This window comes from Nocardia farcinica (assembly GCF_029867845.1).
Lineage (GTDB): Bacteria > Actinomycetota > Actinomycetes > Mycobacteriales > Mycobacteriaceae > Nocardia > Nocardia farcinica_A.
This window is the reverse complement of the sequence record NZ_JARWRU010000853.1, coordinates 1-3650: the sequence shown is the minus strand read 5'-3', so window position 1 is coordinate 3650 and position 3650 is coordinate 1. Positions and strand designations below refer to the sequence as shown.

Sequence of the window (3650 nt, the reverse complement as noted above, 5' to 3'; positions counted from 1 at the left end):
CGCGCCGCCCCCGGGGGCCGGCGCCTCCCCGGCCCCCCCCGCCCGCGCCGCCCCCCGCTGCGCGGCCCCCCGGGCGGGCGGCCCGGCCGCCCGCCTCTACCGCACCGGCGACCTGGTCCGCTGGACCGCCGCCGGAGAGCTGGAATACCTGGGCCGCACCGACTTCCAGGTCAAGATCCGCGGCCTGCGCATCGAACTGGGCGAGATCGAGACCGCCCTGCTCGACCTGCCCGGCGTCGCCCAGGCCGCGGTGGCGGTCCGCGACGACCACGGCACCGGCGACCAGCTGGTCGCCTATCTCGTCCCGGCCGCCGAACCGGTCGCCGCCGAATCACAGGCCGGTGACCCCGCCGCCACATTCGCGACCGACGAGGTGCGCGCCGCCCTGGCTACCCGCCTGCCCGCGTACATGGTTCCCACCGCCTACGTCGTGCTGGACGCGTTCCCGCTCAACTCCTCCGGCAAGCTCGACCGCAAGGCGCTGCCCGCCCCCGCCCCGGCGGCCGCCGCCTTCCGCGCCCCCGAGACCGCCACCGAGGTCCTGGTCGCCGAGGTCTTCGCCGACCTGCTCGGCCGCGACAAGATCGGTGCGGGGGACGACTTCTTCGCCTCGGGCGGCAACTCGCTGGTCGCCACCCAGCTCGCCGCCCGTCTGTCCGCCGCCTCCGGCACGCGGGTGCCGGTGCGCGCGATCTTCGACGCGCCGACCGTGGCCGAGCTGGCCCGCGTGATCGACGCCGCGACCGCCGGTTCCGGCGCGGTCGCCTCGGCGCTGCCGCCGCTGGTCCCCGGCGAGCGCACCGAACCCGTTCCGCTGTCCATCGCCCAGCAGCGCATGTGGTTCCTCAACCGCTTCGACCAGGGCCGCGACGACAGCGGCGGCGGCGCCTACAACATCCCGTTCGCCCTGCGCCTGACCGGAGAGCTGGACCTGCCCGCCCTCGAGGCCGCCATCGCCGACGGGGTCGCCCGGCACGAGACCCTGCGCACCGTCTACCCCGACCGCGACGGCGCCGCCCACCAGGTGGTGCTGCCCGCCGACGCGCACACCGCCGACCTCACCGTCCGTCCCGCGCGCCTGGACGAGCTGCCCGCCCTGGTGGCGGAGGCCGCGACCACGCCGTTCGACGTGACCACCGCGCCGCCGGTCCGGGTGCGCCTGCTGCGCGTCCTCGACGCCGACGCCCCCGAGCACGTGCTGCTGTTCGTCGTGCACCACATCGCCGCCGACGGCTGGTCCTTCGCCCCGCTGACCCGCGACCTGGCCGCCGCCTACCTGGCCCGCCGCGCGGGCACGGCGCCGACGTGGACCCCGCTGCCGGTGCAGTACGCCGATTTCGCCTGCTGGCAGCGCCGCGCCCTCGGCGCCGCCGACGAAGCGGGCTCGGTGCTCGCGCGCCAGCTGGCCTACTGGACCACCCAGCTGCGCGACCTGCCGGACGTCATCACCCTGCCCGCCGACCGCCCCCGGCCTGCCGTGGCGAGCACCCGTGGTGGCGCGGTCACCGGACGGCTCGACGCCGATCTGCACCGCGGCATCACCGAACTGGCCGCCACCCACCGCGCCACCCCGTTCATGGTGCTGCACGCGGCGCTGGCCGCCCTGCTCGCCCGGCTGGCCGTCACCGACGACGTGGTGATCGGCGCTCCCGTGGCGGGTCGCGGCGAGCAGGCGCTCGACGAGCTGGTCGGCATGTTCGTCAACACCCTGGTGCTGCGTACCCCGGTCCGTGCCGAGGCGCCGCTGGCCGAACTGCTCGACACGGTCCGCCGCACCGACCTGGCCGCCTTCGACCACGCGCTCGTGCCCTTCGAGCAGCTGGTCGACGCGGTGAATCCGGTGCGCTCGCAGGCGCATTCACCGCTGTATCAGGTGGCGCTGACCCTGCAGAACCAGGCCAGGCCACAGGTGCGCCTGCCCGAGCTGGAGATCGGCGCGCTCGAGGTCGGGCCCGCGCCCATCCAGCTGGACCTGGACTGGACGCTGACCGACCACCACGACGCCGACGGCGCGCCCGCCGGCATCGACATCTACCTGCACTACGCGCTCGACCTGTTCGACGAGCGCACCGTCACCGGCTTCCTCGCCGGTTTCGAGCGGGTGCTGCGGGCCATGGTCCGCGACGCTCGCACCTCGGTGGGCGATGTGGAGCTGCTGTCGGTGGCCGAACGCGGGCTGCTGTTGTCGGAACGCAACGCGACCGCGCACCGCCTGCCCGGGGAAACCCTCGACGACCTGCTGACCGTCCGCGCCGAGGCCGACCCGCACGCTCGCGCGGTCGTCTTCGAGGGCGAGTCCCGCACCTACGCCGAACTGGCCGAGCGGGTGAACCGCCTGGCCAGGCACCTGATCGAAGCGGGCGTCGGCCCGGAGAGCGTGGTCGGCCTGGCCGCGCTGCGCTCGATCGACATGCTCGTGGCCATGTACGCGATCGTGCGCGCGGGCGGCGCCTACCTGCCGCTGGACCCCGCGCACCCGGCCGACCGCCTGGCCACCATCGTCGAGGAGGCCCGGCCCGCGCTGGTGCTCGTCGCCGGCGGCGCGCAGCTGCCGCCGCTGCCCGGCGTGCGCACCCTGGTGCTCGCCGAACTCGACCTGTCCGGCTACCCGGCCCGCCCGGTCACCGACGCCGAGCGCCGTGCCGCGCTGCGCCCGGACAACCTGGCCTACATCCTGTTCACCTCGGGCTCCACCGGCCGCCCCAAGGGCGTGGCGGTGACCCACCGCGCCATCATGAACCAGCTGCGCTGGCTCGAACACCGCTACCAGGTGACCGGCGAGGACCGCATCCTGCAACGCGCCCCGCTCACCTTCGACGTCTCGGTGTGGGAATGCTTCCTGCCGGTCGCGGTCGGCGCCCCGCTGGTGATCGCCGCGCCCGGCGGTCACCTCGACCTGGCCTACTTCGCGCGCCTGCTGCGCGAGTACCGCATCACCATCGCCGAATACGTGCCCTCGGTGCTGGCGGCTTTGATCGGCGAGGGCATGGGCGACGCCCTGGCCTCCTTCCGGCACCTGCACTGCGGCGGCGAGGCACTGACCCCCGACCTGCTCACCGCCTTGCGCGCGGTGTTCGACGGCGCGGTGCACAACGCCTACGGCCCCACCGAAGCGGCCATCTCGGCGGTCTACCACGAGTTCACCGACGCCGACCTGCCCGCCGAGGGCGCCGAGGCGCGCGAGCTGCCGATCGGCCGCCCCTGCTGGAACACCCGCGTCTACGTCCTCGACGCCCGGTTGCGGCCGGTGCCGACCGGCGTGCCCGGCGAGCTCTACCTGGCGGGCGACCAGCTCGCGCGCGGCTACCAGGCTCGTGCCGGGCTGACCGCCGAACGTTTCGTCGCCGACCCGTTCGGCGTGCCGGGCCGCCTCATGTACCGCACCGGCGACCTGCAGCGCTGGAACGCCGACGGCGACCTGGTCTAGCTTGGCCGGAACGACTTCCAGATCAAGCTGCGCGGCCAGCGCATCGAGCTCGGCGAGATCGAGGCCGCCCTGGCCGCCGTGCCGGGGGTGAGCAATGCCGCCGTCGTGGTCGCCGCCGACGCCGCGGGCCGCGACGCGCGCGGCGGTTACGTCCGCGGCGCGGGCCTGGACGCCACCGCCGTGCTCGCCGCCGTGCGCGAGCACCTGCCCGGCTACATGGTGC

At 75.1% G+C, this 3650-nt stretch carries 1 pseudogene; it reads left to right on the top strand.

Going from position 1 to position 3650, the window contains the following annotated elements:
• Positions 1-3650, top strand: a pseudogene (locus QH283_RS18705) (amino acid adenylation domain-containing protein); the annotation flags it as partial.